Consider the following 4,883-nt stretch of genomic DNA (forward strand, 5'->3'; position numbering starts at 1 on the left):
GCCCGACAGTCACCCGGTGTCCCGGCTGAAAAATAGATCGCGCCACTGGTGTGGCCCCATCGAAGGTGGCCACCCCGCGACACGGAAACGGACCACCCACGCGCCTGCATTTCCTGCTGGAAGCGGCGTTGTGCGCGGGGGATCATGCCGCCACCTCCTTCGCCACATCCGGAAGAAAGCCAATAACCGGACGTCCGCTCCATCCATGCTCAAACACAAACCATGCATAGGCAATCGCGCCACCCTTGGGCGGCACATCAGAGCCGCCCGGCGGCATTGACATGCGACGCGATGAAACCCACACGCGAGCAAGCGGAACCGTGGCGAACCAATCGCGCCGAGCGATCCCCTCAAGAAACGCCAGACGCAACAGCACGCAAACGCGATCCGCTGTATGTGCGAGTGCGCAGTCAATGAACTCCCGCGCTTCACCATAGGGCGGATTGCTGATGATACTATTAGGGCCAACTGCCGGTATGGCACTACGGAAATCACCAACCATATCAACCGGCCACATGCCACGATCGCAAACGTCCGCGCTCACGGTAGAAACGCCTTGATCCTCCATCTGGCGGGGAATGTTTCCGCCACCACAGCACGGGTCCATCACGGGACCAATGAACTGACGTTCGACCGACAGGAGCGCGTCAACTGCCCATGCAGGCTCTACATACCAATCGTTGGTGTTTCGTTCGTATCCTGATGCCCTCATTCCCCACTCCACCAGACCACCACCCAGCAAACAGCACTAACCGGCAGGATCACGAGCAGGAATAGGGTCCAGATGGCGGCGGTTTTTAGGATATCGGCCATTACTACCTTCCCTCCATATTCGCCCGCACAGCGCCCTTAGCATCGTCCACGGTCAATCTCCTATCCCAGATGCTACACCGACCTCAGCGCCAATCCTCGACGCTCTCAGGGGTATGTCAGCCAGCACAGCGCGTCCGACTTCCCCGATATCGTATCCGGCCCGCATCTGGCAGATGGTTGCGGCAACGTCCCAGTTCTTCGCTGGGGCAAGGTTGGCTACGTAGTCGGCGCCGCAGCGGTGCGGCCAGATTTCGTCGGAACTATCCATGCGCGATAGTACCATCCCCCCCATGGGGATTGGTACCTTTTTCTTCGCGGTTTTCAGGCATTTTTCGCATCCCCGAGTAATGCGTCGGCGGCTTCGGCGGCCCGTTTCAGCACCGCAATCCGCTCCACGGTGAAATCGCGCATTTCGCCGGTCATCTTCGGCAGATCAGCCTCAAGCGCTCGGACTAGATCCCAGCCGCGCAGGGTCGCGTCGTTTCCGGGCATGTAGTCGCCAAAGCAGCGGACGCGGGCCTCTTCGGCCTCACGGGCAGCACGTTCCACGCTGACCTGCCGCATCGCTTCAGCCACAGCCTTGCGCTCGGCCTCGGTCGGTGGTGCACGCTGCGTATCAGGCTTCTGGTCCGCAATGGCCAAGATTGCCTTGCAGCCCTCGACTTCACGGGCAATCCGGTCCGCGATAGGACGCAGCAGCGCGTAAATCTCCGCCGGGCGCGGCCAGAACGTGCCAGGCAGTCGGCCATTGACTGCGGGCTGACGGCACCACGCCTGCCGCGACGTGACCGACCAGACGCCGGCGGGCAGTTCGCCACAGACTTCCATCACAGCCTCGACTGCCGCGCGAACCGCGCCTTCGTCGGTCGGAGCGTTAGCGACCATTCCCGCCAGCTTCTTCAGCCAGCCCATGACCATCTGGGGGGACGCAGGCTGCATAGCGTGCTGCGCGGACGCCAACTGAACCCGTGCCTGACTGGCCACGACCGGGGTCACGTCGCGCGGCAGGATCGCCATTCCCTCGCGCCGTGCGTCGATCAGCGCAGAAACGGCAGGTTCTGCAGGACGGTATGCCGCGATGGCACCGGGACGGATCTTCGAAACGTGGTTCATGGTCAAACTCCCGGATGGTCGGGCACGGCGTCCCAGATAGCGGGACGACCGTGATTGCGTTGGGGCGTCGATGGAGACGGCGCGGCAGCGGCAGACGCGCTTGGGTCATCCTGCCAGCCCCCGCTATTCAGCCACGATGCTGGGTAGGGGATGAACTGCGCCCGGTCGGATTTTCGGTCCGGCCAAGCCGCCACCTGCCTCGACAGACCAAGCATGATTTCAGCCTGGGCCGCTCTGGTCCGCGCCTTGGTGTGGGCTTTCCGGGCAGCGTCCTTTCCGACGTGCCGGGGATAGGCCGCCCAGAACTCATCAAACTCCGCAGCGCGCGGCCCCTTCGCCTCAGCGCTTGGCGATGAGGAAGAGCCCGAACGAAGTGAGGGTGATATATTACTTCCTTCTTCCTTCCTCCTCCATCCTCCATCTGCGACGCGAAAACCATTTTCGCACTGCGAATTTTCTTTTTCGCAGTGCGAAAGTGATAATTCGGGACTGATATGCCCATTAATCGTATTTGCGAAACCTTCCGAAACTGGCAATTTCTTCAATTTTCGGAATGCGAAAAACTCATTCGCAGACATGTTGTTTTTTGATCGGTTGCAGTTTCGACATGCACAGGCGAGGTTTCTATCGTCATCAGATCCTCCCTTTGACACAGGAACCACATGGTCGATTTCAAGACTATTGTGCTTTTTGCTGTAGTAGGTAACTTCCGTAGCGCAATAAAAGCACCTCCCCTCAAACCGAGCCCAGATTGCCTTTCTGAGATTGGTTCCCTCATCTTCATCCTTGAGCCCGACGAATGCCCTCAGTTCTTCAGGAACAGTGAAGTGGAGAACGGGCTTTTTGGGTCGCTGCCATTTGCAGAAGTTCTTTAGTAGGCCGATGGGGGAACCGTCATCATCCGCTTTGCGAATAACCCCAGAATCTATCATTTCCTGTAAAAGGGAGAGTGCGTCGACATTATCGGCCGGCAGGATACGGGCTTTTAGTGTGATCGGTTTCCATGCAAATGCACCTTGGTCATCTGCCTCGCTCCAGATGCCAATGTAAAATAGCCTCGCGACTGGTGACAGATTGACGAAATCTTCGTCGGTCCATAATCCAGGATGAATACTTCTAATTCGGGCCATCAGTTCAGCCCTCCTATGGACATGCCATTTTCAATCGCGAACTGAATGGCCCATTCAGGATCTATCCCGGCATCAGCCGCTAGCGCGCGGATCAGTTCGGCTGGCATCGGAATGTTGCGCATGTCACAATCTTCAGGCGTGAGGGGTTCTGGTAAATCGGTCATGCCACCACCTCAGTAATCGTAACAACAGTCCGCTGCTCACACAGCCGACACTTCACGGATCGAACCTCAAGATCCATGTGCGCAGGCCCGTCATCCACGACGAAGCCCATCCCGCGCTTGTTCTTCACGCGCTGCCGTGCGCCCGGCGTGCGGACGTTCAGCAGGCGCGGCGTGGTCAAGGCATCGATGAGAAATTTCGCACCCCCATATAATCCGTCTGCATCCGGTGTTCCGGACGAATAGCGCTCGATCAGGACATGGGCGCGCTGGAATGGCTCAGAGGGGCGCAAATGTAGCGCCACGTCCGCAACAGCCCGCGCCATCTTCCGGCGCATCCCAGTGAGCGCAAACCGGCTCTGGCCGATGCTGTGATTGAGAAGCGGGAAGGGCTTGGGGAGGGTGAAGGTGATCATGCGGCCATCCCCCGCGCCGGGAACGGGCATGTGCGATCCCCCGGGCCCAAAGCCTCGTAACGCAGTCCTGTCAGTCGGACCCTGATCCACTTCCAGTTTTCAAGCCACAGCCAGTCCCGCGCCTCACGCTCGGACCGGACGTTGAATATCCCCACGAAATACGTGCCGTTCTGGTCGACGCCGGATACGCGGGTCCATGTGCGGGTTTCTGGCATCATACATCATCCGTCAGATAATATTCACGCGGCGGCTGGTGAACCTTGACGCCAGCCGCAAGCAATACTTCGGGAGTGTACCCCTGTGCAGTGCGGGCATTCCGCTGTTTGCTGAGGGCCGATTTTGAGATACCGACGCGATCAGCGAACGCCTGCGCCGTCCCTGCTTTGTTGATCGCGTGGGAAACTATGCGGTGCACATCAATGTCGGTGAGGGTGTTGTGCTTCATTACCCGGCCTCCCGTTTCATTTCATCGGTCGCACTGCGCGTGATCTTTACGGAAGGGTTCAAACACGCCCCGATTGCAAACAGACGCGTGTTCGTATCCTGCAGGTCGGCACGCAGTTTTTCATTTTCGCGCCGAAGCGTTTCATTGTCCGCGCGCAGGCGGCGCATCGTCTCCCAGACTTCCTGTTGCAGAAAGGCAAAGCCGATCATGCCAACGCGGATTTCGACGTAGCCTTCGCCCTGGTCAAAGCCGAAGCCACGCCATTTCAGTGTTTGGATTGCTGTAGGCATTTCCTTGTTTCTTCGACCATCTGGCCGACCTCTTTTTCCAACTCCGGGCAATCCGCCATCAGCACGATCAGGTCATGCATGCGGGGTGCGTTCTTGCCGTAGAGCCAATTTGTGAAAGCCTTCACCGACCATCCGTGCTTGCGGGAAACCCGTTTGGCGGCATTGCGAACCTCCCCATAACGGTGCTGCATCGACCGTTTTACGGCCTCGACGCAGTCTTCGTTCGACACACGTTCTGGGGTGAAATTGGGGGAAAGATTTTCCCGAGATATTTGCATCGTCATGCTCCACATTCCGAACAGCGACGAACGGAACTGGAGAAACACTTGTTGGAAAAACCGCCCATAGAAACAGCGGACGGCATGAAGGAAGCCGACCGCACCCTGTCAATTCCACAGACGCTGGTCCTCATGGCGCGGGTATGGGCGGCAACCCATCCCTTCGCGACCATTGAGGTCCGGCAGCACCTGGCAGCCATGGTGGCCACTGAATTGGCGGGGCGCGGGTGAGGCATC

10 protein-coding genes are annotated in these 4,883 nt (G+C 58.8%); 1 reads left to right on the forward strand and 9 read right to left on the reverse strand.

Annotated elements, in window-relative coordinates; all coding sequences use genetic code 11:
• Positions 1-142: 142 nt before the first annotated feature.
• The 9 genes from CFR80_RS16875 to CFR80_RS16915 form a co-directional block, all read right to left on the reverse strand.
• Positions 143-712, reverse strand: a complete 570-nt coding sequence (locus tag CFR80_RS16875; protein ID WP_110507753.1) for a hypothetical protein — start codon at positions 710-712, stop codon at positions 143-145.
• Positions 713-1,134: 422 nt separating this feature from the next.
• Positions 1,135-1,926 carry a hypothetical protein gene (locus tag CFR80_RS16885; RefSeq protein ID WP_050017701.1) on the reverse strand — a complete coding sequence of 264 codons (792 nt, stop codon included), beginning with the start codon at positions 1,924-1,926 and terminating at the stop codon, positions 1,135-1,137.
• A gap of 2 nt (positions 1,927-1,928) precedes the next feature.
• The gene (locus CFR80_RS16890; protein ID WP_110507754.1) at positions 1,929-3,056 is read right to left on the reverse strand and encodes an HNH endonuclease; all 1,128 of its coding nucleotides are present in this window, start codon (positions 3,054-3,056) and stop codon (positions 1,929-1,931) included.
• Positions 3,056-3,220 carry a hypothetical protein gene (locus CFR80_RS19525; RefSeq protein ID WP_181418267.1) on the reverse strand — a complete coding sequence of 55 codons (165 nt, stop codon included), beginning with the start codon at positions 3,218-3,220 and terminating at the stop codon, positions 3,056-3,058. Before CFR80_RS19525 ends, CFR80_RS16890 begins: the two co-directional genes overlap by 1 nt.
• Entirely contained in the window at positions 3,217-3,633 is a 417-nt protein-coding gene (locus CFR80_RS16895; protein ID WP_110507755.1) for a hypothetical protein, read from the reverse strand. Before CFR80_RS16895 ends, CFR80_RS19525 begins: the two co-directional genes overlap by 4 nt.
• The gene (locus CFR80_RS16900; RefSeq protein WP_258367923.1) at positions 3,630-3,851 is read right to left on the reverse strand and encodes a hypothetical protein; all 222 of its coding nucleotides are present in this window, start codon (positions 3,849-3,851) and stop codon (positions 3,630-3,632) included. Before CFR80_RS16900 ends, CFR80_RS16895 begins: the two co-directional genes overlap by 4 nt.
• Positions 3,848-4,078: a hypothetical protein gene (locus CFR80_RS16905; RefSeq protein ID WP_010515791.1), complete on the reverse strand. Its 231-nt coding sequence runs from the start codon at positions 4,076-4,078 to the stop codon at positions 3,848-3,850. Before CFR80_RS16905 ends, CFR80_RS16900 begins: the two co-directional genes overlap by 4 nt.
• On the reverse strand, positions 4,078-4,368 hold the full coding sequence (locus CFR80_RS16910) for a hypothetical protein (protein ID WP_110507756.1): 291 nt from the start codon (positions 4,366-4,368) through the stop codon (positions 4,078-4,080). Before CFR80_RS16910 ends, CFR80_RS16905 begins: the two co-directional genes overlap by 1 nt.
• Positions 4,344-4,652 carry a hypothetical protein gene (locus tag CFR80_RS16915; protein ID WP_010515793.1) on the reverse strand — a complete coding sequence of 103 codons (309 nt, stop codon included), beginning with the start codon at positions 4,650-4,652 and terminating at the stop codon, positions 4,344-4,346. Before CFR80_RS16915 ends, CFR80_RS16910 begins: the two co-directional genes overlap by 25 nt.
• Before the next feature lie 45 nt (positions 4,653-4,697).
• Between CFR80_RS16915 and CFR80_RS16920 the strand changes: the two genes are divergently transcribed.
• Complete coding sequence (locus CFR80_RS16920; RefSeq protein WP_010515794.1) at positions 4,698-4,877, forward strand: hypothetical protein; 180 nt, start codon at positions 4,698-4,700, stop codon at positions 4,875-4,877.
• Positions 4,878-4,883: the final 6 nt, after the last annotated feature.

This window comes from Komagataeibacter oboediens, assembly GCF_003207815.1.
Lineage (GTDB): Bacteria > Pseudomonadota > Alphaproteobacteria > Acetobacterales > Acetobacteraceae > Komagataeibacter > Komagataeibacter oboediens.

What these genes read in the sequence shown, in the direction of transcription:
- CFR80_RS16875 (WP_110507753.1), bottom strand. Translation starts at nt 712, where the DNA reads ATGAGGGCATCAGGATACGAACGAAACACCAACGATTGGTATGTAGAG.
- CFR80_RS16885 (WP_050017701.1), bottom strand. Translation starts at nt 1,926, where the DNA reads ATGAACCACGTTTCGAAGATCCGTCCCGGTGCCATCGCGGCATACCGT.
- CFR80_RS16890 (WP_110507754.1), bottom strand. Translation starts at nt 3,056, where the DNA reads ATGGCCCGAATTAGAAGTATTCATCCTGGATTATGGACCGACGAAGAT.
- CFR80_RS19525 (WP_181418267.1), bottom strand. Translation starts at nt 3,220, where the DNA reads ATGACCGATTTACCAGAACCCCTCACGCCTGAAGATTGTGACATGCGC.
- CFR80_RS16895 (WP_110507755.1), bottom strand. Translation starts at nt 3,633, where the DNA reads ATGATCACCTTCACCCTCCCCAAGCCCTTCCCGCTTCTCAATCACAGC.
- CFR80_RS16900 (WP_258367923.1), bottom strand. Translation starts at nt 3,851, where the DNA reads ATGATGCCAGAAACCCGCACATGGACCCGCGTATCCGGCGTCGACCAG.
- CFR80_RS16905 (WP_010515791.1), bottom strand. Translation starts at nt 4,078, where the DNA reads ATGAAGCACAACACCCTCACCGACATTGATGTGCACCGCATAGTTTCC.
- CFR80_RS16910 (WP_110507756.1), bottom strand. Translation starts at nt 4,368, where the DNA reads ATGCCTACAGCAATCCAAACACTGAAATGGCGTGGCTTCGGCTTTGAC.
- CFR80_RS16915 (WP_010515793.1), bottom strand. Translation starts at nt 4,652, where the DNA reads ATGACGATGCAAATATCTCGGGAAAATCTTTCCCCCAATTTCACCCCA.